Here is a 22,853-nt window from a genome sequence, read left to right as displayed (position 1 = left end):
AAAATAGGCTTCTTTGTTACAAGAAAGCCTGAAAATTTCGTTCTAGGGGTGACCTGTTTTCTTGGCTTGATAGCGATGGGGCGGTACCCCTAATACCCCAGAAGGAAAAGAAGAGTTTGAATCCTTTAACGTACAGGGCGTTCCATATATCATTGTAAAAGATCATGAAAATAACACTCAAAAATCAATTCTTGGATTCAGCATTCAATCATTAGAAGAGGCTATTTTATAATAATCATCCAACACCATGAAAAAGAAACGAACAAAAATGTTCGTTTCTTTTTCATGGTGTTTAATGCTCAAGAAAACTTATAACCGCATAAGTATATAGAACGACTAGAGCAAAGGCACATATTCCCATAATTATAATCGCTAGTGCGCTTTTCTCTTGTCTAAACCCTATAATTCCAAGAATAAATGCACTAAACATTGTTACCTTAAGCATTGTAGAAAGGTTGGGAATTGAATATCCACTCAACCAGGTAGAGAAACTTACAATTACGGAAAAAGAGAACAAAGTTAGAACAATAGATAATATATTAATGTGCTTCCCATACTTCAGTTGCATTTCGCTACCCCCTTTTCTTTTCATTAGTGAATAATAGGTAGGTGACCATATTTTTATTTTATTCTAAATTTTCTTGAAAATCTACAATAAAAAGAAGAGGTTGTCCCAAAAGTCGCTGAATAGTTACTTTTAGGCAACCTCTTTTCTTTATTTTTTACTTTCCTCTAGTTTAGAGATACTTGCTTCTTTTTCAGGTAACGTATCAACAAAATCCTTTTGAGATTTTAATAGGTCAGATTGTTGTATCCAAGCCATAAGATCATCTAAAGATTTACGGGCTTCTTTTACATCGCCAGTAATATCATTCATGTTCAACTTATTAAATGTAGCTAAAAATTCTTGTTGAATCTCACCTTGCAATGCATTGGCTTGCTTTGTTAATTCTTTATTTTCATCACTTTTTGCCTTTTGAACATTATTCATAGCTTTCCCGATTTCATGTTTATCAAAAGCATCTTGCGCTCTCTTTAAATTTTCGGTTTGTTCTAACTTACTTTTAATCTTCTTATCATCCTTCAACTTCAAAGCCTCTTGATAATTCTTTATAGCTTCGCTATATTTTTTATCCTTAATGTTCTTATCAGCTTTTGATGTATAATTTTCAAAGGAATTACTACTACAAGCTGCCAGTAGCAAGATGAATGCTAGAATCAACCCATAAAACTTAACATTTTTCATAGAACCTATGCCTCCTCTTCTATATGCATATACTTATAATATTACAATTTCTGTAAAAACGAAATGGATACATATGTTATCAATTTGATAAATATTCTGTTGGAGGCATTATGTATCATTTATTATCTTTTTCGGTAGACTGAATATATTCAAAGAAATCCGGTGGTTCTTTCATTGCTTCTTTTTTAAATTTTTCAAGTTCTTCACGTTCACGCGGGGACAATCTTTCTAGTAAGGGTACCCCCCATCACCATCAAACTAAGAAATGCAAATACCTCAAAACGAAAAAATGAGCATTTGTTACAAGTTAGTACAAAATTTCGTTCTGGGGGTACTATAAAATTTTAGCTTGATGGGCATGGGGTACCGCCAGCATTTCGGAAAAAAACCACGCTAAGCAAAAAATAAAATAAGCTGTCCATATGGACAGCTTATTTACATAATTTTCGTTCTCGGTAGCAAATACTTTGATAGAATCCTTGTAGCTACAGGGATTCTTCTTTTTTGTCTGTTTATTTGGTATACAGGATTTTATACATCGTTGATGTAGCGGGGATTCTAGGGGTTTCCGCTATTCTTTTTTTGTAAACAATCTTGCATACTCTTAGTATGGTTTCTGATGAAGTGAGAACAAAAATAACGAGATATACATTTAAAGGGTCTCTTGGCTCGTCTGAGGGGATTATTTGTTGTGTATGGATAAGAAATTGAAGGTTAGTTAGAGATAAATCTGAAGTGTTTGAGAGGTATATAACAAGTTTGGGTATTGTTGATTTTATAGAAAAAAGATATAAAAGAGTCGTAGCAGTTTTTGAAAGAGCACCAGTAAAAAATTAGTGAAGGAGTAGCATTTGCTACTCCTTTTTATTTTGACAACTTTTTTGGTACTGAAAGAGTATTGAATTTTGAGTGGGGTAAAGACCTCCTAGGTGCAGTTTATTTTACTGGATAAATAACTCCACTTGCTTGACACCCAGTTTCTAATTCTCTTGGGTTTCCACAGTATAATCTCAATGAATATTGCGATAAATCACCAGTCTTTATGGTAGTAGTGAATCTCTTTGTATTATAAAATACATAGGTATCGTAATACTCACCATTACGATATATTATACCAACAATTGTACCTCGCCCTTTTTCATTAAATTTTTTGGGTTCTACGTTCATACCTAAATTGTCGCCACTATAAAGTTGTAGTCTAGATGTAGACTGCGACTTGTCCTGTGTTGAAAGATAAACATTTCTTGGAAGTTGCTCTTTAATTTTAAGGGCTGCAGCATATGGAGGTCTAATTATTGAATCTTCAGAATCCTTGTAATCATCATAATTTTTATCCGCTAAAAGTTCAGGGTTTGTTGGGTAATATTTCTCCACCCCTTCTGGAAGAGATTTGATAGTGTCATCATTAATTGTATTAGCGCTAGCATTTTGCGTAGATCCTAAGATGATTGCACCGAACATAAAAGATGTTAATAATAGTTTTTTAATCCCCATAAGTTCCATAATCCTCCGTTCTTAATATTTTTTTCTGTTTACACAATAACCTTAACACGTTTCACAAATATTGTTAGTTTGTTTAACTTGATAAAATAATATTTGAATATTAAAAAATAAAAATAAAATTGACATATGTCATGTGGCGATAACTCTTTTAGCACTCTCGGTCATTTCATTATTAAATGCAACAAGTTTGCGCTTTTCTTTCCTAAACACAAAACACAGAAGAAAAAGCCTCAAATAACTGAGGCTTTTTTGTGTAACTATTAGTTTATAACGCTACCTTCATAATAGCCTGCCCCATTTGACTGTATAGATTTCAGGTACCATTTAATTTTGCCGTGGCACGTATACTCCGTAAAGCTTTCGGCGAAGCTACTACCAAATTTCGGGACAGTGCGTGCATATTTACCGTTACCGATGTATTCAGGACATGGAAGTGCTGTTGCAACTTTTGCAGGTGCTGGTGTGTCCATTACGCTAGCTGACGCAGAGCCAATCCCTCCCGTTAGTGCGATACCTGTTACCAATGCCCCAATTGCGAACTTCTTGAACATAAAAAATTCCCCCTTAATGGTTTTATATGGTACAGATACACTGTAACACCTTTTACAGTAATGTAAATATAAAGAAATTATAGAAATATTTATTTGTTTATTGGGAATATTAGGGATTTTATTTCTCAAGAGAAAAATAGAGGGAGAGGCTTCAATATTATTTGTAAGCTCTAAAGGGTCACCATATCATTCTGGAAAAATTGTACGCTAAGGGATATCAAACCTTAGCGTTACAACCTTTTTAGAAATAACTACATGTTCAGAAAGATAAAAGCCTAAGCTTAATTGAACATTGATTTATTTACACACTTTATGGACATGATTATAGCTAGAAAACGTTAATATTATTAAGTTTTATCCTCTGTTCATAAACATAAGGTTTTCTGGACAGATGTCTCATAACGTACAGGAAACGCTTAAAATGTGTCCAAATTGTGTCTAAACGTACAATTTTCCCGAAATGGTATGGTGAGGCCTATATACACCATTAACATCATTACCTGACAAAATTCCAGTAAAACTCCTATCGGTGTCTAAGCGCAAGATTATAAAATCTCTATAAGTACCACCTTGGTTAAATATGTCCCAAGTTTGGTTCACAAGCTTTTTGATATTAGTCATAATTTCCTCCTCAAATATAATGTTAGATTCAGGTGTTGGTGATGTAAATTCACAAAAAGAAACAGTAAATTCCATCTAGTTTAACCTCTACAATTTTATACATTAGTATTTAGTCCTCCATTAATAATGGAATTTAATTCCTACCTATAAAAAATTAAATACTTTACTATTTTCCGTTTTACAAAAAGTACTATACAAGGATAATTTACCCAAAAAGGTAAATGGATACGATATAAATAATGTAAAATTCGTATGCTGCACTTTTTTATTCTTTATTTAAATAATTTCACATACTTTACTAAAAATAAATTTTAGTGATTGACACAATAATCTCTAGAGTGCTACGTTTTTAGTGTTAAAGTAATAAGTGGTTTGTTATTTAGATGCTACATATATGAGAAAAGGGCTGAAATACATTTATAGAATGAAAAGCTCTCTTCTCATATTCTGTAAAATTTTATATATAGATAATCTAATTATATGAACCGTACATGTAGAGAGGAAGAAAGTAAGATGTTTAAAAAAGTTACATCGATTGTAGCTTCTATTATAGGAGCCAGCCTGCTACTAACAGCTTGTAGTAGTGGAGAGAACGAGACTAAAAATACAGCAAAGGCAACTGACAAGAATGAAACAAAACAATCCATTAATTTACCGTATATAGCAGAGATCCCAACAATGGATGTAACTAAGGCAACAGATAGTGAATCAATGAATGTAATGCGGAATGTGTTTGAAGGTCTATACATACTAGGGGAAGATAACAAAGTAATTCCTGGTGTGGCAAAATCGTATGAAGTGAGTGAAGATAATAAAACATATACATTCCATCTAAGAGATTCCAAATGGTCAAATGGGACACCTGTAACAGCTGCAGACTTCGTATTCTCTTGGAAACGTGCTGTGAATCCTGATACAGCAGCAGAATATGCGTTTTTATTCTTTGATATAAAGAACGCAAAGAGAATTAATAGTAAAGAGCTACCTATAGATCAGCTTGGGGTAAAAACAATAGATGATAAAACATTAGAGGTACAATTAGAGCAGCCTATCCCTTATTTCATCGATTTGACAACGTTCGCAACATTTTTACCCATTAACGAGAAGTATTTTGGATCACAAGGAAAACAGTACGGCTTAGAAGCAAATCAATTGGTTTATAACGGAGCGTTTACATTGGATAATTGGAAGCATGAACAAGGTTTTCAGTTGAAAAAGAATTCGAATTATTGGGATGCTAAAACAGTGAAATTAGATGAGATTAACTTTGATATTGTAAAAGATAAATCAACAGAAATAAATCTATATGAATCAGGTCAGCTTGATCGTGTAGGACTAACAGGGGAATTTGTAGATAAATATAGAAATAATCCTGATTTCAAGGAACGTTCTGAAGTTACTGTACAGTTTTTACGTTTGAATCAAAAAAATGATGTATTAAAAAATAAAAATGCTCGCTTGGCAATCAGTCATGCAATGAACAAGAAAGCCTTTGTAGATACAGTGTTGAACAATGGTTCTCTTCCTGCGGTTGGTTTTATACCAGCTGATTTTGCTAAAGGACCGGACGGAAAATACTTCCGAAAAGAGAATGGAGCATTGGTCAAAGATGATGTGAAGACAGCCAAAGTAAACTGGAAGAAGGCAAAACAAGAACTGGGGAAAGAACAAGTAACACTAGAGTTGCTAACAAGTGATAATGCAATAGCCAAGAAAAATGCGGAGTATTTAAAAGGTGAACTAGAAAAGAATTTAGATGGTTTAACGGTGCACGTTAAACCGCAGCCACGCAAACAGCAAATTCAATTGCTGCTGAATAGTGATTACGATTTAGGTGTTGATGTATGGGCTCCCGATATCCCTGATCCAATCACATTTTTAGATATATTCACGACAGATAGTAGCTATAACTTTGATAAGTATTCAAATAAACAATATGATGAACTAATTCATCAAGTGAAAACAGACTTAGCTGGTGATGAAAATGCACGTTGGGAGACATTAAAACGAGCAGAGAAAATATTATTAGAAGACGGGGCAGTAGCGCCTTTATTCCAGCAAGGAAGATCGTATTTACAGCGCTCTTCTATAAAAGGTATTGTGACAAATGATTTTGGTGGAGAATTTAACTATAAATGGGCTGAAGTTAAGAAATAGAGAAAAAAGGATTCGATTTATTCGAGTCCTTTTCGTTTGTATTGCCTTACAATTATGCATAATTGCATAATTAATTATCTTCTTATATCGACAAAAATCGACATTTATTTCAATATGCTTATATTAGAATCGGATATAACGATATTGGATGTTACAAATATACTGAAGGATATGGGGAATTCTTGTTTTTTTAGAAGGGAAAATATTATGAATGAAACACTTAAGAGAGAAGATAAAATTTCAGAAAAAACATTAAACAAATTCTTGAGTAACATTATTGATGAAATTGATTTCCAAAGGAAAAATCAAGAGGATATCGCTAAAATAATTGGCATTTCTTCAGGAACGCTTTCGAAGAATTTAACAGGGAAAAGTCAATTTGGATTTTGGAATATAATTAAATTATTGAAGCTATTGTATGCGGGTGATATTAATAAACAAAGAAAGATGTTACACACCTTCTGTTCTGTCACAACAAGTAAGAAGAACTTGAGGATTGCAATGGAATACGCAAATATAAAAGGTGATTTAGCGCTGCTTAAACTAATAGTTGACCAAGAAAAAAACTCATCTCTAGCAATGAATCGTGAATGGGCTTATGTATATGAATTAGTGTGGCAACGTAGCAGTGGTGTCATTGCAAAACAAGAATTATTAGATACTCTTGAAAATCGTAAGGGTAAAAAGGTAATCAAAACCAACGAGATGAAGATTTTATATGGGATATTAACCTGTTATACGATGTGTGATTTAGAGACGTATAATTCCTTATCTGAGTATGCTCAAGTGTTATTACCAAAAATTGAAAAAGTATCTGATAGTTTTATAAAAGCTGCTTATTTTGGCAGAATTAAAGAATGTTTGTCTTTTTCATATTTGGTTCAGGATAAACTTGAAAACTTACGAAGTACATGTCATGAGATTATAGAGTTAGAAGATCCTGAGAGATGTTTTAATCTTTTAAGGGCATCTGCATTTGTATATTTAGCAGAATCTTATACTTTTGAATGCTATGATAGTGCATCTAAGTATATAAATAGAGCTTTGGAACAGCTTGGATCATGCAATTTTGAAAGAGAAATACAAAGAAAAGAATTAATTTTAAATACGTTTGCGTTTATTAAGTTGGTTAATAAGCAAGAATTGAAAAATATAGAGATATATCATCCAGCAGAAAAAGCGTTTTTCGAAATTATTAAAGGAAATCACAAAAATGCGGTTGAAATCCTAAATGATTTAGAAAAGAAGAATAACATTCTAACACCAATGCAATATTGCTATTTAGGAATAGCGAAGAATGATATTTCTTTAATCGAAAAAGCAATTGAGTTATTTGAGTGTGCTGGTAATAGGTTCTACAGTAAATTCCCTAAAAAAATAGTGGTAGAATATAATGGAAATGGTATAATGTATGAGGGTGGTGCTATATGAAAAAAATATTATTTGTATTAACCAGTATCGTTTTTGCGGCTGGAATTATTTACACCGCTGCTGGTAGTAAAGAGCAACCAAACAATTTAGTAAAAAAAGATTCAGAACAATTATTAGCTAGAATGGGAGATCCTGGTGGTGGAATCGGGTAACCTTTAAATAATTAGAATGCGATTGTCTCATAGGAGGCAATCGCATTCGTTGTTTTTAGGGATATTTCCTAAATATCAAATTCGAAATACAGGAAAAGTTTGTGAATCATTCACAAACTGATAGCTAATACTAAATCAAAATTATAAACTATATTGTTAGTAAAGTTGCAAAAGGCCTTGTGTTATCAAATCTACTGATAACACAAGGGTTTCCAAAAATTTTTCCGCGAGGGCGGGGCATTGAAAATGTGTAGCCCCTTTTACAGGCTAATACTATACAAGTGCATTTAACTCACGTATAATATAAAATTTGCTGAAAAATAATTTTACATTCATTTGGCAAAATGCTTTTTTATAAAATAGGTGTAATCAATAAGAACCTCTAACACTTCATGCTGTTTTTGTGGAGGTAGATCAGATATTGCTACTTTAATTAATTCTAATTTACTTTCAAGTGGTGCATTTCGCCCAAAGAGTTCATCTATGGAGACGTTATGTATTTCAGCAAGATTCATGATGGAATCTGCATCAGGATCAGCTTTCCCATATTCCCAATTTGCATAAGTAGTGCGGGCAATGTTTAGGCGATGTGATATATCGGATTGGGTATATCCTTGTTTTTTTCTCAATTCAGCAAGTCGTTTGCTTAGATGGGACATATCATCACCTTTTCCTTTCTGATTTATAAAGTTAGTGTAAAACAGAAAAGGTAAATTGTGTCCTAATGACTAATAATAAGTCATAATTTAATTTTATTTGTAATAATTAGTTTAAATGTTATGATGATAGAGAAATATTTAGAGTTCTATGAGCAAAAAAACAGGAAGAAATCGAAACATTAAATCGAGTTTCTTCCTATTATATATACTTACTAAAATAATGAATTTCCTATATCTATTGTGGCCAAGTTTTGACGTCTTGTACGCTCTCTTAAATAACGTTCTGTAGTCATGATAGATTCATGCCCTAAATAATCCCTTATTTTTTTTAGTTCAACACCCTTTTCCATTAAGTAATTAGCCATGAAATGCCTACAAGTGTGAGGAGTGATTCTATCCTGTCGGTAGCGCAGAAAATCTAAATTTATTTCTTCTATTTTTTTGGCCAAAAGAGAAGAGAGATAGTCTGCTCGATAATTTGATCCATCTGCTTTAGGGAGAAAAGCGGAGGTACTCGATGCATCTAGTTCTGTTGTTTGTTTACGTAAACTTCGAACATGGCATAAAGCATCCAATGTATCTTCAAAGATGCGAACTTCCCTACTTTTATTCCCTTTACCAACAACACGAAGTAGATAGGCACTTAAAGATGAATGATAGACCAAATCTGCCCATTTTGCAGTTGCGATTTCTTCAATTCGTAGTCCTGTTGTAGTTAACAGGAAAAATGCAGTGTAAACAAAATAGTTGGATTTTTTCAGTTCATCTAATATCTGGGTAACTTCTTCTGGATAAAGGTCACGATTGACTAGCTCTTCTTTTTTTACGGATACTTTTTTAAGGCGACTACTAAAGTTGTCTGAGAGTCCGTTATTATCATACACATATTTTAAAAACTGCTGAACTACTGTTTTCTTTTTACGTAATGTAGTGGCTGCATATTTCTTACTTAATTCATAGAAGTAGATTTCCATCTCATTATTGGATAACTCCTGGATGGTTCCGATTGTTTCTTTTATGTACCGAAGAAAATGAGAAAGATCGTGAAGATACTGTTGTTTTGTTCGCTCACTTCTTTTTTTCGTTAAAGAAGGCTCATCGTGTAAAAATAAATAAACTAATGATTCTTCACTTAATTGGGAGTAGTCAATATTACGGATACCCAAACCCATAATTTTTTTAAAATGACTGCTATCAAAAAAATCTGATTTTGATTTTACAATTTGGTTATTATGTTCGTAATTTATAATATTCAAATTTAAACACAACCTTTTATAGAATGAAATATTAAACAAATATTTTTATATAAATTTTTATAATTCTAATTATACCACAATAAAGGCATTATTTTTATTGTGGTATAAAATGAAATGTTTAAATAGATATTATTAACTTAATATTTAACGTTTCTATTTAGATGATGTATAATGGAAATATTTAATTGTTTTTTTGTACATTTCAATCCAAATTCGGTAGGAGGAGATTTTTTTGACCCATCTTCGTCGGAAAATTTTACATGAAATCTATAATTTAGAATATACTCATTGTTCAACTTGCCCTCTGAACAACCTATCAATGAATTGTACAGACGAGCAAGAGCAGGCAAAACAAAGAAACTACAAACATTGTAATTGTCCCATTTTCGATTCCATCCGTGAGAAAGGAGAGCAATTGAATTCTTTATCGAAAAAGAGTACATTTAATAAGGTACGAGAACGTTATATGGAAAATCCATTCAAGTATCTGCAGTATAAGGAGTACTCAATCAAAGATGTAGTAAAAGAAACAGGTTTAACAAAGTATCAACTAAGAAAATTTAAACAACAGCTAGAATGAAAGTTTCGGATGAGGTGAGATATGGACTATTTATCTTTAGAAGAGGTATGCGATAGAGTAGGTTTAACAAAAAATCAATTAGGCTATTTAATTAAATATAAGCACATCGAACCTATAAATCTAAATACCTGGAAAGCAGATGGCGGATATCGCTTTGAGCAAGAAGATGTAAAGAAGTTAGAGGAATTATACAAAGACTCTTTAACATTAAAAGAAGCTGCTGAATTTCTTAACAAATCCAAGACATACGTTCATAATGCAGCTAAAGATGGGGTATTGCCCTTTAAAGAGATTGCTAAAGGGAAATCTACTGAACGATTGTACTTAAAATCCGATTTGGAAATTTTCAAAGAAAGAATTGAAAATAGATCAAAAGAGGAGTCGAAAGAAAAAAAGCAGCATTTAAGTCTATACCTTGATGAAAAGGTATTAGAAGCAATAAAGAAACAGGCCGAAAAGAAAGGGTATAATGGCTACAAGAAGTTTGCTGAAGACATTTTAACCGCAGAAGTAAAAGAAGGCATAGAAGAATAGAAATTCCAGAGAGAATAGACCCCTAAAAAACAAAAAACGTTATAAAGGGTCTGTTTTCCCCTTTAAGAAGTTTCCTTACTATCAAGTCTAATTGTATTACCTAAAGTATTAATGTCGTTTAAAAACGAATTTGAGAGTCCGATTTTCGGAAACGTCCCAAAAAAATTTGCTAAAATTACAAAAAAAGGGTTTATATATAAAATATAGAAAAATAGACAAAATGATAAAGAATAATTTAAAGGGCATTTTATTTAAGATGAAAAAAGTTTAAATAAAGATATAAGAGGTAAGGATACAAGGATTATAAATACAAAAAATTCATTTGGAACTTGGTAGATCAATGAGTATGCTAAACTTACATAACAGAATACATCAAAAAGGCACAAGTTTATTTTAAATTTATATTCTCAAAAAATAGCGTATAAAACTAAGGTTAATTATGAAGAATTCAAGAAATATAGTATACATATTTAGATTATAGTAAACTATAATCTTATAAAAGTCCTAAATTAAAAGATTATGAGCAGACTGACATTGGACAAATTTTCTATTTTAGAGTGTAGAAGTATGATAAAATAGAAGTATAACTGTATATCGTGTGAAGGTGGGCTTGTTATTATCCCTTCTTTCCATTTGGAAGGAAAGGGGGTGATATAACATGGAATTTTTGTTTGAACTTTTAAAAGAAATTGCAAGAGCAGTTGTGCGTGAGGTTTCAGCATATGCACTGAGAAAGCAATTCGAAAAAAGACAACAAAAAACCCGCGCTTCACCGACCAAAGTACAAGCGTGGGTCTAAAAGAAAAAGATAATGCATAATAACAACCACCTTGACAGTAGCAGTTATGAGACGAGATGTTGACAGCATCTCGTCATTTTTAGTTTATGCAATTCAGTTAAGTACTATACTTAATATATATTGGATATGCATTCAATATATATCTAATCTACAGTAAACATACCATATTTTTATTTACGGGTCAATATTGGAAGGAATCGGAGGTTATATAAAAATTATGAACCTAGATATTAATCAAACAGGGCCCACTTGTGGAATATAGGGTCTTGCAAATGGATTACTTAACATGAACAAAGTAAGTGGCCACAATAAAGAAAAGATTGATCAAGAAATCTATGAACTACTAAAAGAATTCAAGTTTGGAATCAAAGATAATAAATTCACTGGATACACTTTAGTAGGCGAATTTTTCAATTTCAATACATTTAAAAGAATGTAATTCATGAACTTCATAAAAACATAATTTCAGGTGAAATTAACCCTGTAGATGATAACTTTAAGTATGTAATAGAAATAGCAAACGTTAGTGATTTGACACAACATTCTCTTATCCAGCAATTGAACAACAATGAAGCCTTTATTCTTTTTAGCATTCTTAAACAATATAGTATATTGGGGTTAGTAGATGATATAAAAGCTCTCCTCGGTTTTAACAGGATACAAAAACATGTAATATCACATTGAATATGCACACACGGTTACTGTAATAACGTCGGAAAGTTCATTGTTACCGATAGTTATAAAGGAGAAAGAATGAATTTTACATATGAAAAATTAAAGAAAAAAAACGCACGTTTGGAAAATAAAATCTTCAAATGGGAGAAATACACTGGTCAACAGTATTTTCAAAAAAAGAACACAATGACTTCTACGAGCAAACAAATTATAGATTTAGTAACAGAGCAGTTAAAAAATAAGGAAGGGTATCTTAAAAAAAATAAGTTTAAAAGTGTGATAGAGCACACAGCTGAAAAAATGATAGTAATTAGAAAAGTAAAACAGGAAAACAGCCAAGTAAGCGTTAAATAAAAAGTATAATAATTGTTTGAAAAACTATTGGGAAATGAGAACAAAAGAACATTTGAAAGGGAAATAAAGAAGTTACACCAAGAAAGAAACAATACAGTTAACGCAATATTCTGTAATAACTTGATAAATATAGAAAAAATAACCAACCCTTGAGTAAATATGTTAATGTTTATATAAATAAATAGAAAGGGGATAAATTTATGAAACATTATGTGAAAGTTTTAATGGGATTGAGTTTTATGTTTGGTTGTATTTTCGTTACATCTGGAAATGCTGAAGCTGCATCGGGAGGATGGTATAAAGTGACAGCCGCAGGTGACACTTGTAAAGCTAGAGTGAATACTGATCAAACAGAATATAAGTCCAATAATAAAACAGTAGGTATTCAATTAGAGTCAGAAGGAAAGTGTAGTACAATGTATTATGTTGCAGATCTAACATATAAAGGCCTAGAGTCTGTAGCACATGATGGAACTGTTGGAAGCTTTTCTTCGAAAACTCCAATAAAACAACTAAAAATAGGTACTGTTCGCGAAAAAGAAACTACAGTTATTATGGTTCAATTATACAAAGATGCTGCTCATACACAGCCTATAGGGAAACTGATTTCAAATGATATTATACTTTATCCTAGGTAACCAATACCTATAACTATATAAATTGGCTACTGGGAAATTGAAAAATAGGTACCTTTGTTTTGATTACAATATTAAATTTATTATAGGGGTACCGCCACATCACTATCAACCTAAGATAAATTTATATCCATAATTCAAAGAAAACGTTATTCTTTTTGTAGAAATATACAGAAAGGATGGCGTTTTTGTATGAATTTATCGATTTTAGATGAGCTAGAATTGTTTTCTAAAGAATTACAACGATATATGTCACCGCATGCTTTAGAACAATTAGCTAGAGAGATAGGGTTTGTTCAACGAAAAAGCAAATACCGTGCTCAAGATTTAGTGGCTTTATGTGTTTGGTTAAGTCAAAATATAGCTCATACTTCATTGACAGACACAATTATGTAGTCGCTTAGAAACGAATACAGGTATTTCTATGAGTCCAGAAGGACTCAATCAACGATTTAATTCTCAGGCTGTACAGTTTTTACAACAAATATTAACCTATTTACTCCACCAACAACTCTGTACATCTAATAAGATTTCAACTCTATATACAAACCATTTTCGCATTATTCGTGTATTGGGTTCTACACATTTTCAGATTCCAGATAAATTTGCTTCTACATATCAAGGTTCAGGAGGTAGTGGTCATAGTGCTGGTGTAAAAATTCAACTAGAGTACGATTTACTTAGTGGTCAGTTTTTACATGTTCATGTAGGGTCTGGAAAGCACAATGATAAAAATTATGGTTCTACTTGCTTAACGTCTCTTCAACCGCACGATGTATGTATACGTGATTTAGGATATTTTGATTTGAAAGATCTGCATACGATATACGAGTGTGGTGCTTATTTTATTTCTCGATTAAAGCTCAATACTCGTATATATCAGAAGAATAGAGAGCCTAAATACTTTCAAAATGGAACAATAAAAAAACACTCTGAGTACGTCCAACTAGATATGGAGCAATTTATTGACCAATTACAGTCTGGTGAAACATATGAGATTCCTGAGATTTATATTGGAATGTATCAAAAACTTCCTGCAAGACTTATTCTGTATAAATTAACTGAAACGCAAATGAAACGTAGACAAAAGAACTTAGCTTCTAAAGAACACAAGAAGCAGATCACCTATAAAGAACGCAGTAAGCGACTTAGTGAAATCAACTTCTACATTACAAATATCCCTTCGGAATACCTGCCAAGGGAACAAGTATATGATTTTTACTCCTTACGATGGCAAATTGAATTGATATTTAAAACATGGAAATCATTTTTTCATATTCATCATTGTAATTCTGTAAAATTAGAACGGCTAGAATGTCATTTATATGGACAATTAATTAGTATCCTTCTTTGTTCCTCCACCATGTTTCAAATGCGTCAATTACTCCTCACCAAGAAGAAACGAGAGCTGAGTGAATATAAGGCGGTTTATATTATTAAAGATTACTTTCTACTTCTTTATCAAGCTCTACAAAAAGATACTCAAGAACTATCAAAAATCTTGCTTCGTTTGTTTAATTTTTTGCAGAAAAACGGAAGGAAATCTCATCGATACGAGAAGAAAACAGTCTTTGATATATTGGGTGTCATATACACTTGTTTCGTTACTCATAATCATGTAGCTTAATTTAAAAAATGAAACCCGTTAGGGTTTATTTGGTCTGCAAGTCTTTAAAGAACTTACACTGGATCTTTAGAAAAAAGAAAGGATTCCACATGAAATTAAACTTATATAAGCTTAGCTTGATGGGCATGTGGCGGCACCCCAGTAAAGAGTTGACAATTGAAGAGAAAGGGGAGTTTAAAAAAAGATCCTAATTGAGTAGATAGAGTCTATGAAACGTTGAATAGTTTCTGTAATTGATTGTACGTCGAAAAAACGAAGTTTAATTGTGCAAACTTCGTTTTTAATTATATAGGGTATAGGGCATGAATGGTTTCGATTCCTTTCAAGATGTGTGAAGTATAGCGAAGACTTTGAAATCCTACGAATTTGAAATAACACCGTTTGATATGTCTAAAATCCTGTTTAATAAGATTATTCGAATGATTGATTGTGCAATGTGAGTAGTATGCTTATAAAACATTGCTCTTTCAATTTATTGAATGCGCCAAATAACGCGGGATCCTTGCAATTGACGCTATAAATTTAGTTATCATAGTTCATACCTCTTAAAAACAATTCATACTTATACTCAAATAAATTAATCGATTGATACTTTGTTTTTGCGGATATGTAAACATCGATAGCAACGCCTTTGACTTCCCAACGTTTCCAAGCATTCCGTGAACAGATTGCTACTGTCTCACCCAAGTATTTTAAGTGATAAACTGGTCTTCCTTTTATTTTTTTCTCTTGGAACATGATATATATTCCTCCTAATTTGTATTGGGCAACATAAAACGTTACCTAGGTATTTTTGTCTAAATCCCTAAAATGGAAGGATTACTCTTATTTATTAAAAAGTTATACACTATGTCGAAAAGTATACTTTATGGCATAGCTATAAAACTGGATTTTTTCATTTTAAAATTACAACTTACGATTGTTTGAAATATATGTTTTGGTATGTGGAGTTAGACACATCTGGCTGATAATGTTTCCATATGAATATATATTCTTTTTACATACTTATCAGACACCTTTTTTAAGTATGTTAGTTTCTTAGTAACAGAACTAATGTAAGTGGCATTACCATAGTACAGCTAGGTAATATCTAATTAAATGAATATATTATTTCGAAAAGAATCCGCAGTCCCACGCTTAAAAATAGAGACTATTTATATATTTACCAACATTGTGTAACTAGTATAGGCACTTATATATACGAGTGTCAACGAAATAAATCTTACATTTTTGTAAGGTAACCATGTTAATAATATAGTAAGTAATTATTATATGGGATGAATAATTATTTACTATAATAAACCCAGGAGTTGATAAGAATGTTTTATATTCTATAAAACGGAAGGGCTCCTAAAATTAAATAAAAGAGGAATATGTAGTGCTATTTACAAGTTATTTATTATAAAATCAGGTACTATGATTGGTTCACGAGATGTAAAGTTTATGTTGTTAACACTTGTATGTATGAGTGAATATAATAGGTGTTTAAATTGGGTATATCTTATATTTTGAAGCGGAATGTTACATGTCTTAGATAAGTAATGAAAAGCGTTATTCATAAGCTAATCAAATCTACAAAGCTGTTTGTACTAAACTCATTTTCGTAAATAATAAAAATAGAGACTTGTAAAATTTTAGATTAGATAATACATCACAACTAACTTGTTTGTGAATAAGAGTGTATTAAAGGATTAGTTTTTTAATACACTCTTGTATTCCAGGAGTCCTTTATTTTATATATGCATCGATAAGAAAGATAAATTTTAACAAAAACGTCATTTAAATAAAGGCTAAGGGGCTAGGTTTTAACATACACTGAAATTAATATGAATAACATACTTTGCAATTACCTACATGGAAGTGAGTTGAATAATAATGTTTTATTCATATTTTGATACCCGAGTTAGAATGCGTCCATATAGTAAGGCGGGTATTACTTATAGTGGGGGGGGAAAAGTGCAATTCAAGCTATTCAACAAGAATCACAAGTGCAGCAGCAAATGCAACAAGGCATACAGCCGTACTATTCATTTAAGGAAATTATTACCCTATGCATCATATTACGCTATACGGAAATTCTTTTTCAACAATCCTATATGAAGCTGTGTACGATGGATAAAAATATATAGGGTAAATAAAGTTGAGTATTTAATTAAGGGCGCAAGTACAAAGTACTATTATAAGAAGCGATTCATGTATTATGAATTAAAATTAAATATATTACTATTCTAGCTATAATTGTATATAAATGCACGGGGCTTTATAATGATGTATGATCTGTATTTTGGAATTTGGGGGATTTTAATGTTGAAAATTAAAATGATATATAATGGGAATAAAAGAATTGAGGAAATTTCACTAGAAGATTTAAAATTATTTACAACGGATCTTAATAATTCTATACCTGGCTACGTGGGGGATTTTCAATTATTTATTAATAAGATAGGACAAGCATTGGAAATGATAAATGAAATTCAAAAACATCAAAGTAATAAACTATTTAGGTCTTATATGGATATAAATTATTGGCGATCCTGTATAGAGTATATAGAAGCTGTACAATGTTTTGAAACAGCAATTAATTACATGAATAGGTTTGAGCGATATAGTGATTTATTTACGAAAGACCTTGCTAATTATACAATGATAGAAATAATGGATAAACAGGATTCACTGGTAAGAATCTTTGGAGTTGCTGCTAATAAACAATTGCAAATGAAAAATATTGCACAAATGGGAGCCAATAATATTCAAAGTTATCAATTATATTGCAACGAAGCTACTGCTATGTTTAAAGAATGTATGGAGGTATATAATGAATTTCTTGAATTTCTAAAAAACCTTTGATGTTTTTCCATGAAAAAAGAATCTGTTTATCCCATGCCTAAAGACTGACTAAAGTCCGATATGGTCTTTTCCGCATCGTGAAATCTAGAAAAAAGGTAAGGCTGTTGCTTCGTGCATAGCTTAGTGGGTGCCATGTGTACTCGACTTGTTGAGGCTTGTAGCATACGCCGAAGTAATCTGAGTGGTGGCTCTTCCACAAGGAAGAATTTCTCTTTTTCAAAAGGGTGGTGCAAGCGGGAAAACGGTAGTTCATTTCCAGTACCAAGCAAAAACTTACTTGGGTTGTTACCGTAAGGTGCCATGAATTCTAAGACGCCAAACTGTCTAGCTATAAACGAAAAGACCTAGAGTTCTAACTCAAGCCCCCCACTGAAACGTTTCACCTCAGTGATGGTAGTGGACTTTTGAACAAGAGAAAGATATTGATGAATTCATATTTCAAAATAATAGTTGACAGCCTTTTGGGGTGAAAGGTAAAATAAAATATACATTAATGATAATGATAATCATTTTCGTTTGGTTCAGTGCATCTAAAATCTTATGTTATTATTTGAGAATGCATCTCATTTTAATATTGATATGTTACCCGAAGTCACAGTTATATGGAAAATTGTAAACCGTTCAGCGTAAGCACTATCAGATGGGCAGCGTTAAGATGTACGAATTACGTTGGCTTTCTTGTACAAGGGACAGATTTACTCATGCTAGATAAGCCAAAAATATACTTAGATATGGCTCATCAACTTGAATTATTAAATTTACTGAGGAAGTTAAATCAAGTAGAAGAAAGAACGATTGTTATGGTTATTTACGATTTAAATCATGCTTCTCGTTTTTCAGATCATATGATTACATTAAAAGTTGAGATGTTAATGTAACAAGGAATACCACATGAAGTTATGATAAGTGAAACACTTCGTAACGTATTTGAAGTTAAGGCTTAAATCGTTCCATGTCTAGTGAGCTATCAAACGATTTATTTAACGTATAATTTAATGATAATTAATAATCAATGGTGAAAAAAGCACAAATGAAATCTCATCTTCTTCGCAATTTAGGAAGAGGGAGATTCTAGTGGGTGTTGAACTTCTTATTTACAAATAGGAAGTTCAACACCCGTAAGAACGGGCGGTTAACAACAATTAATGCGTATATAATAATTAAGTGTTACTTTCTGATTCTTATAGTTCAATACAACTTATAAGAAAAATACATCTAGAAGGAGTGGGAACATGAAGAATTTTAAAATGGCATTACTAGCAATGGTACTAGCTGTTACTTCTATACTATTTGCAGCTTGTTCTTCTAACAAAGAAGAAAAAAAGGCAGATGCGAAGGCCGAAGAGCGCACTGTACAACACGCAAAAGGGGAAATTAAAATCCCTGCAAATCCAAAGAAAATTGCTGATCTTAGTGGTTCAACTGAGGAATTATTAATATTTGGTATGAAACCAATTATTACTGCAAACACAACAAAGGAAAAAATTGATTCACATATTGAGAAAAAATTGAAAGATGTAAAACCAGTTGGCTCCGCTTCCGGCGATAAAATTAATATCGAGGCTGTAGCTGCTGCAAAACCAGATCTAATTCTAGTAAACAATCGTCAAGAAAAGATTTATGATCAATTATCTAAAATTGCACCGACAGTTATGTTAAACACTCCATTAGACCAATGGCGTCCAAAATTTGAAGAAGTAGGTCAAATCTTCGGTAAAGAAAAAGAAACAAAAGAATGGTTTAAAAAGTACGATGAAAAAGCAAATAAATTACATGACAAAATCGTTGCACAAACTGGCGATGCTAAATTTATGAAAATGGCCGCATATCCAAATGCATTCCGTGTATACGGTGACTACGGTTACGGTAGTGTAATCTTTAAAGATTTAAAATTACCAGCAATTGAAGGTACTCCTATGGATGAACCACTAGTACAAGTGCAAAAAGAAGCATTAATCAATTACAATCCAGATTATTTATTCGTATTTACAACTGGTGATGGTTCTCAGCGCTTAAAAGAATTCCAGAAAGAATCAATTTGGAAAAACATGAACGCTGTTAAAAACAACCACGTGTATACAATTAGTAATGCGGATGTAAACAAAGGTTACTTCCCACTAGGTAAAGAAATGATATTAGATGAAGTTGCTAAGTTCATTTTAGGGAAATAATATAAAAAGAAAAATCACCGTAATTTAGTAGGTATGGTTTATGGAAATTTCAATGGTTTCTTTAATGTAGTGGTTTCTACAAGTTCTTTTTGTTTTTCTAGCTTAACACGAACAAAAAATTTCAAATAAACCCTTACCATAAAAAAGGAATAAATGTTCTCCGATGATTCGTAGCACATTAAAAACTGTAGGAGGTGATACATATGGTAAAAAAGAATAACAGAAATAATAATGAAGTATTGGTTCAAGGTACGGAGAGCGTAATTAATCAAATAAAGTATGAGATTGCCAAAGAATTTGGGGTACAACTTGGTGCAGATACAACATCACGTGCGAATGGTTCAGTTGGTGGTGAAATCACGATAAGTAGTAGCCTATATTCTTTTGTTTGTATTTAATTTTTAAAAAGTTTGGTAAAAATCAAATACAAACAAAAAAGCATCCCAATAGGATGCTTTTTTCTATATAAAAACTATACAATAAACGGTTGGTATTCTTTATACTTTATTTGTTTGTCATAATTTGAGCAGGATTACTTTGAGTTCTAAGCTTCTGATTTATAGCCGTTATGAATTATTAAAAACATCAATGAAGATGATATTTTAACCAGGTTAACGCAAGAGCCATTCATTTGAAGAAGAATAAGACAAAATACAATTTGGCATATTTTATTCCCCTTTTTCGGGGGATGGGCAAAAACACCCTTTAAGGCTTTTATGGTTGTTCATTATTCGCCGTTATGCCTCTAGGCCAAGTAGTCGTAAAATAACTATGATGAATAACGCCCCTATTGTAAGAACCGCATTATTGACAGTGTGGATTAATAACACGTGCCAAATGTTTTTAGTCCATAGATATATTATATTTAGAAATAGACCTGCAAACATGAAGGGGATTGTACCTATTACGCTTCCAAAATTATAATAGTGAATTAGCCCGAAAAGAATTGAATTCAAAATGATAATACATGTTTTTTTTAAAAAACTACCCTGAAATATTTTACCGAGAAGTGTATAACGAAAAACAGTATCTTCAATTAATCCTGTAACAATAGGACCTAAAGCGATATAAATTAAGAGCATGAACATTTCAGGACTTGCAGTTAAAGGGTCAATTAAAGGTGGTACATCTGTTTTTAAGCTGGTGCTAACTCTTGGAATAAGTGAGCGAACCAAACTAACTATTACTTGTAAAAGAACACCACCAACAATTACTAATAGAACGGAACGTTTCCATGCCAGTTTAAATTTACTCCAATGTCTACGAAGCATCGGAGCATAAACAACCATAAGGAAAATAAACATAATAATGCGTAAACCGGTATCAATAAATGCTGACAATTGATTTTTTACTGAGAAATATTGAGTGATAAAGCCTACAAGTAATATTAATGGGATTAAAAGTAAAACGATAAAATCTTTCTTTGTCCACACATTCTCTGAAAAATCTTCAGCAGCGACTAATTTAGTGAATTTGTTCATTTGAATTTACAACTCCTAATAATAGTATAAAAATTTTTATATGTTCCATTTTTAAATTAAAGTACATGATGTTAGCTATCACTATCTTCTAATTGACGTTGTTCCAAGCGTTCAATAGTTTCACGACGTTTTGGATCATCAATCTTTATTTTCGCTATACGGATTAGCTGCATATGAATGGTGCAACTGTTGAAGGCGGTTTTTCTCGTTAAATGCTCTAGTATATTTCTTTGTGAGTTTTTGTATAGCATTAACAGAAATTTGCGTATAGGAGCCTTTATGATTTGTTACAAATAGAATATCCTCATCTTTATGGCACTTGTAACGCGCATTACGTACTTTTAGGTACTCTTGAACAGCAACTAGAGCTTTGTGTAGCTAAAATGGCTCTAGTTGCTGTTTTATCTCCTTTTCGCACAACTTTAATGTAACGAGTATGAAAATTAATACTAGAAATAGTTAAACTAGCAACTTCAGATACCCGAAGGCTTGTACCTAAAATTAAACTTAGAATAGCGATATCACGCTCTTTATCGCGTTTAAAGAATTTTAACTTACCAGGAGCTTTTTCTTGCAGCATTTGCTTATATTCATTAGATAAAAAGTGCATAAATTTAATGTTATCAATATTGTGGGAAATAATCTTAGGAATATCTTTTGCTTTCGCAGCAGCATCAATTTTTTCTTTAGGAATTTCCATTTTAGCCATAACATTTCTATAAAAGTAACATTCTTCAGTATTGCTTGTTAGGTATTTAAATAATGACTTTAGAGCCAAAAATGATCTTATAATTGATTTTGTTTTATTACCTTTTCTCTCTAAATATCTTTTAAATTTTTTTACTCGTTTAAGAGGAATTTTTTCCAACGTTTCAATTGGCACCTCATGTATTATCGTTACAACTTTTCCATTTGCGACAGCAAGACGTGAGGAAATCAACCACTGCAAAAATATTTCATAATCAATTATATATGCATACAAAGTAGCAGGAGAGAGGTTCGTTTTCTTTTCAATATATTCAATGATAAACCAGGGCATTTTTTCTTTATGGCATTTTACACGTGCTTGATATACTTGTTTTTCTCGATTGCTCAATTTTTTCACCTCAAACTTCAAAGTAGTACATTTAAATTCCAACTCAGATAATTTATGTGCTTTTCCCTATTCATAAAATTTGATATTTCTTAAAAAACGGTTGAATCCCCTTCACTTTCACTTCATTTAGAAGTGAAAGTGAAGGGGATTTCAAAGGAAAAAGGACAAATTTAGTTTTGTCTCTTGATAAAAAACTTATAGAAATTAAAATAAGGTAGCAAATCATGATTGATATACTAGGTCTTATAAGCACGATAGAAAAAATATAACTTCATAAAAAGTACTCCTAGGTTATTTAGGAGTACTTTTGGAATGAAGTCAACTTATTTATAGACTTTTGAACATTAATTTACTTTTTCAACCATTGGAGAAATAGCGTCTAAAGGCGCACCAGGTAGTAAGTTAGCACTCTCAAAAGATTTAGCATAGATATTAACTGTATCCCCTACAGTAATATCGCGTAATACTTGAGGTGAAA

Annotated in this window: 20 protein-coding genes and 5 pseudogenes; 15 read left to right on the top strand and 10 right to left on the bottom strand. The window is 31.8% G+C overall.

Features of this window, described 5'->3' with window-relative positions; translation table 11 throughout:
• Window positions 1–292 precede the first annotated feature (292 nt).
• From ACTJJY_RS24380 to ACTJJY_RS24365, 4 genes are all read right to left on the bottom strand, one after another.
• Window positions 293–568 (bottom strand): hypothetical protein, encoded by a 276-nt coding sequence (locus ACTJJY_RS24380; RefSeq protein ID WP_161519949.1) that lies wholly within the window; start codon window positions 566–568, stop codon window positions 293–295.
• Window positions 569–715: 147 nt separating this feature from the next.
• On the bottom strand, window positions 716–1,246 hold the full coding sequence (locus tag ACTJJY_RS24375) for a hypothetical protein (protein WP_440606766.1): 531 nt from the start codon (window positions 1,244–1,246) through the stop codon (window positions 716–718).
• 936 nt (window positions 1,247–2,182) lie between these two features.
• The gene (locus ACTJJY_RS24370) at window positions 2,183–2,740 is read right to left on the bottom strand and encodes a hypothetical protein (RefSeq protein WP_377825980.1); all 558 of its coding nucleotides are present in this window, start codon (window positions 2,738–2,740) and stop codon (window positions 2,183–2,185) included.
• Window positions 2,741–3,009: 269 nt separating this feature from the next.
• Window positions 3,010–3,300: a hypothetical protein gene (locus ACTJJY_RS24365; protein ID WP_061185019.1), complete on the bottom strand. Its 291-nt coding sequence runs from the start codon at window positions 3,298–3,300 to the stop codon at window positions 3,010–3,012.
• 1,134 nt (window positions 3,301–4,434) lie between these two features.
• Between ACTJJY_RS24365 and ACTJJY_RS24360 the strand changes: the two genes are divergently transcribed.
• The 3 genes from ACTJJY_RS24360 (at window position 4,435) to ACTJJY_RS24350 (ending at window position 7,661) form a co-directional block, all read left to right on the top strand.
• Window positions 4,435–6,078, top strand: a complete 1,644-nt coding sequence (locus ACTJJY_RS24360) for a peptide ABC transporter substrate-binding protein (RefSeq protein WP_440606765.1) — start codon at window positions 4,435–4,437, stop codon at window positions 6,076–6,078.
• 207 nt (window positions 6,079–6,285) lie between these two features.
• Window positions 6,286–7,509 carry an AimR family lysis-lysogeny pheromone receptor gene (locus ACTJJY_RS24355; protein ID WP_440606764.1) on the top strand — a complete coding sequence of 408 codons (1,224 nt, stop codon included), beginning with the start codon at window positions 6,286–6,288 and terminating at the stop codon, window positions 7,507–7,509.
• A complete protein-coding gene (locus tag ACTJJY_RS24350) occupies window positions 7,506–7,661 on the top strand; it encodes a hypothetical protein (protein WP_172452033.1) in 156 nt (51 codons plus the stop codon). The genes ACTJJY_RS24355 and ACTJJY_RS24350 overlap by 4 nt, the downstream gene beginning before the upstream one ends.
• A gap of 332 nt (window positions 7,662–7,993) precedes the next feature.
• On the opposite strand, the gene ACTJJY_RS24345 is transcribed toward ACTJJY_RS24350, so the two are convergent.
• Complete coding sequence (locus tag ACTJJY_RS24345) at window positions 7,994–8,320, bottom strand: helix-turn-helix domain-containing protein (protein WP_076868470.1); 327 nt, start codon at window positions 8,318–8,320, stop codon at window positions 7,994–7,996.
• Between the two features lie 212 nt (window positions 8,321–8,532).
• Window positions 8,533–9,576, bottom strand: coding sequence for a tyrosine-type recombinase/integrase (locus tag ACTJJY_RS24340; protein ID WP_440606763.1), 1,044 nt, complete (start codon window positions 9,574–9,576; stop codon window positions 8,533–8,535).
• Between the two features lie 232 nt (window positions 9,577–9,808).
• Between ACTJJY_RS24340 and ACTJJY_RS24335 the strand changes: the two genes are divergently transcribed.
• The 7 genes and pseudogenes from ACTJJY_RS24335 (at window position 9,809) to ACTJJY_RS24305 (ending at window position 14,780) form a co-directional block, all read left to right on the top strand.
• Window positions 9,809–10,156, top strand: coding sequence for a transposase (locus ACTJJY_RS24335; RefSeq protein WP_440606762.1), 348 nt, complete (start codon window positions 9,809–9,811; stop codon window positions 10,154–10,156).
• Between the two features lie 21 nt (window positions 10,157–10,177).
• Window positions 10,178–10,690, top strand: a complete 513-nt coding sequence (locus tag ACTJJY_RS24330) for a helix-turn-helix domain-containing protein (RefSeq protein ID WP_440606761.1) — start codon at window positions 10,178–10,180, stop codon at window positions 10,688–10,690.
• A gap of 658 nt (window positions 10,691–11,348) precedes the next feature.
• Window positions 11,349–11,489 carry a hypothetical protein gene (locus ACTJJY_RS24325; RefSeq protein WP_440606808.1) on the top strand — a complete coding sequence of 47 codons (141 nt, stop codon included), beginning with the start codon at window positions 11,349–11,351 and terminating at the stop codon, window positions 11,487–11,489.
• 286 nt (window positions 11,490–11,775) lie between these two features.
• Window positions 11,776–11,928 carry a hypothetical protein gene (locus ACTJJY_RS24320; protein WP_440606760.1) on the top strand — a complete coding sequence of 51 codons (153 nt, stop codon included), beginning with the start codon at window positions 11,776–11,778 and terminating at the stop codon, window positions 11,926–11,928.
• A 314-nt stretch (window positions 11,929–12,242) separates the two neighbouring features.
• Window positions 12,243–12,518: a hypothetical protein gene (locus tag ACTJJY_RS24315; RefSeq protein ID WP_440606759.1), complete on the top strand. Its 276-nt coding sequence runs from the start codon at window positions 12,243–12,245 to the stop codon at window positions 12,516–12,518.
• Window positions 12,519–12,718: 200 nt separating this feature from the next.
• Window positions 12,719–13,156 (top strand): hypothetical protein, encoded by a 438-nt coding sequence (locus tag ACTJJY_RS24310; protein WP_440606758.1) that lies wholly within the window; start codon window positions 12,719–12,721, stop codon window positions 13,154–13,156.
• Between the two features lie 189 nt (window positions 13,157–13,345).
• A pseudogene (locus ACTJJY_RS24305) lies at window positions 13,346–14,780 on the top strand (IS4 family transposase).
• A 206-nt stretch (window positions 14,781–14,986) separates the two neighbouring features.
• Here ACTJJY_RS24305 and ACTJJY_RS24300 read toward each other — a convergent pair.
• Both ACTJJY_RS24300 and ACTJJY_RS24295 read right to left on the bottom strand, forming a co-directional pair.
• A pseudogene (locus tag ACTJJY_RS24300) lies at window positions 14,987–15,284 on the bottom strand (DDE-type integrase/transposase/recombinase); the annotation flags it as partial.
• Between the two features lie 18 nt (window positions 15,285–15,302).
• Entirely contained in the window at window positions 15,303–15,518 is a 216-nt protein-coding gene (locus ACTJJY_RS24295) for a hypothetical protein (protein WP_440606757.1), read from the bottom strand.
• A 1,137-nt stretch (window positions 15,519–16,655) separates the two neighbouring features.
• On the opposite strand from ACTJJY_RS24295, the pseudogene ACTJJY_RS24290 reads away from it, so the two are divergent.
• The 5 genes and pseudogenes from ACTJJY_RS24290 (at window position 16,656) to ACTJJY_RS24270 (ending at window position 20,196) form a co-directional block, all read left to right on the top strand.
• Window positions 16,656–16,899 (top strand): annotated as a pseudogene (locus ACTJJY_RS24290) (DUF3947 family protein).
• 185 nt (window positions 16,900–17,084) lie between these two features.
• Window positions 17,085–17,627 carry a hypothetical protein gene (locus ACTJJY_RS24285; protein ID WP_440606756.1) on the top strand — a complete coding sequence of 181 codons (543 nt, stop codon included), beginning with the start codon at window positions 17,085–17,087 and terminating at the stop codon, window positions 17,625–17,627.
• 677 nt (window positions 17,628–18,304) lie between these two features.
• Window positions 18,305–18,646 (top strand): annotated as a pseudogene (locus ACTJJY_RS24280) (ABC transporter ATP-binding protein); the annotation flags it as partial.
• Between the two features lie 213 nt (window positions 18,647–18,859).
• Entirely contained in the window at window positions 18,860–19,798 is a 939-nt protein-coding gene (locus ACTJJY_RS24275; protein WP_440606755.1) for an ABC transporter substrate-binding protein, read from the top strand.
• 203 nt (window positions 19,799–20,001) lie between these two features.
• Window positions 20,002–20,196 (top strand): small, acid-soluble spore protein, alpha/beta type, encoded by a 195-nt coding sequence (locus tag ACTJJY_RS24270; RefSeq protein WP_440606754.1) that lies wholly within the window; start codon window positions 20,002–20,004, stop codon window positions 20,194–20,196.
• A gap of 339 nt (window positions 20,197–20,535) precedes the next feature.
• Here ACTJJY_RS24270 and ACTJJY_RS24265 read toward each other — a convergent pair whose 3' ends face one another.
• Both ACTJJY_RS24265 and xerS read right to left on the bottom strand, forming a co-directional pair.
• Window positions 20,536–21,279, bottom strand: a complete 744-nt coding sequence (locus ACTJJY_RS24265) for a CPBP family intramembrane glutamic endopeptidase (RefSeq protein ID WP_440606753.1) — start codon at window positions 21,277–21,279, stop codon at window positions 20,536–20,538.
• Window positions 21,280–21,350: 71 nt separating this feature from the next.
• Window positions 21,351–22,375: pseudogene (xerS, locus tag ACTJJY_RS24260) on the bottom strand (tyrosine recombinase XerS).
• Between the last annotated feature and the right edge of the window lie 478 nt (window positions 22,376–22,853).

The sequence above is a fragment of the Bacillus sp. 22475 genome, from assembly GCF_052044835.1.
Classification (GTDB): Bacteria; Bacillota; Bacilli; order Bacillales; family Bacillaceae_G; genus Bacillus_A; species Bacillus_A cereus.
This window is presented reverse-complemented; position numbering and strand designations above follow the sequence as displayed.

Coding starts and splice junctions, on each gene's coding strand:
- ACTJJY_RS24380 (WP_161519949.1), bottom strand. CDS start 568: ATGCAACTGAAGTATGGGAAGCACATTAATATATTATCTATTGTTCTA.
- ACTJJY_RS24375 (WP_440606766.1), bottom strand. CDS start 1,246: ATGAAAAATGTTAAGTTTTATGGGTTGATTCTAGCATTCATCTTGCTA.
- ACTJJY_RS24370 (WP_377825980.1), bottom strand. CDS start 2,740: ATGGGGATTAAAAAACTATTATTAACATCTTTTATGTTCGGTGCAATC.
- ACTJJY_RS24365 (WP_061185019.1), bottom strand. CDS start 3,300: ATGTTCAAGAAGTTCGCAATTGGGGCATTGGTAACAGGTATCGCACTA.
- ACTJJY_RS24360 (WP_440606765.1), top strand. CDS start 4,435: ATGTTTAAAAAAGTTACATCGATTGTAGCTTCTATTATAGGAGCCAGC.
- ACTJJY_RS24355 (WP_440606764.1), top strand. CDS start 6,286: ATGAATGAAACACTTAAGAGAGAAGATAAAATTTCAGAAAAAACATTA.
- ACTJJY_RS24350 (WP_172452033.1), top strand. CDS start 7,506: ATGAAAAAAATATTATTTGTATTAACCAGTATCGTTTTTGCGGCTGGA.
- ACTJJY_RS24345 (WP_076868470.1), bottom strand. CDS start 8,320: ATGTCCCATCTAAGCAAACGACTTGCTGAATTGAGAAAAAAACAAGGA.
- ACTJJY_RS24330 (WP_440606761.1), top strand. CDS start 10,178: ATGGACTATTTATCTTTAGAAGAGGTATGCGATAGAGTAGGTTTAACA.
- ACTJJY_RS24325 (WP_440606808.1), top strand. CDS start 11,349: ATGGAATTTTTGTTTGAACTTTTAAAAGAAATTGCAAGAGCAGTTGTG.
- ACTJJY_RS24320 (WP_440606760.1), top strand. CDS start 11,776: ATGAACAAAGTAAGTGGCCACAATAAAGAAAAGATTGATCAAGAAATC.
- ACTJJY_RS24315 (WP_440606759.1), top strand. CDS start 12,243: ATGAATTTTACATATGAAAAATTAAAGAAAAAAAACGCACGTTTGGAA.
- ACTJJY_RS24310 (WP_440606758.1), top strand. CDS start 12,719: ATGAAACATTATGTGAAAGTTTTAATGGGATTGAGTTTTATGTTTGGT.
- ACTJJY_RS24295 (WP_440606757.1), bottom strand. CDS start 15,518: ATGTTCCAAGAGAAAAAAATAAAAGGAAGACCAGTTTATCACTTAAAA.
- ACTJJY_RS24285 (WP_440606756.1), top strand. CDS start 17,085: ATGTTGAAAATTAAAATGATATATAATGGGAATAAAAGAATTGAGGAA.
- ACTJJY_RS24275 (WP_440606755.1), top strand. CDS start 18,860: ATGAAGAATTTTAAAATGGCATTACTAGCAATGGTACTAGCTGTTACT.
- ACTJJY_RS24270 (WP_440606754.1), top strand. CDS start 20,002: ATGGTAAAAAAGAATAACAGAAATAATAATGAAGTATTGGTTCAAGGT.
- ACTJJY_RS24265 (WP_440606753.1), bottom strand. CDS start 21,279: ATGAACAAATTCACTAAATTAGTCGCTGCTGAAGATTTTTCAGAGAAT.